The sequence below is a fragment of the Psychromonas arctica genome (genome assembly GCF_038155225.1).
Taxonomy (GTDB): domain Bacteria; phylum Pseudomonadota; class Gammaproteobacteria; order Enterobacterales; family Psychromonadaceae; genus Psychromonas; species Psychromonas arctica_B.
On sequence record NZ_JBAKBA010000188.1, the window covers coordinates 1 to 236 of the forward strand.

At 44.9% G+C, this 236-nt stretch carries 1 protein-coding gene; it reads right to left on the minus strand.

The features are described from left to right. Window positions 1-236: Ig-like domain-containing protein (locus V6255_RS18255; protein ID WP_341629408.1), on the minus strand; the 236-nt coding region annotated here is incomplete at both ends.

Here is a 236-nt window from a genome sequence, read left to right on the forward strand (position 1 = left end):
TAAGTAAACGTATCCGTACCATTAAAATCGGTATTCGGTGTGTAAGTTACCGTGCTATCATCGTTGATAGCGACTGTGCCGTTATCACCATCGGTAACAGAAGCGACAGGCGAGACCACGCCGTCAACATCAGTATCATTCGCTAACACATCAATCGTAACCGAGGTATCTTCACTCGTTATAGCAGTATCAGACGTTACAATAGTTGGATCATCTACCGTGGTCACACTTGGATC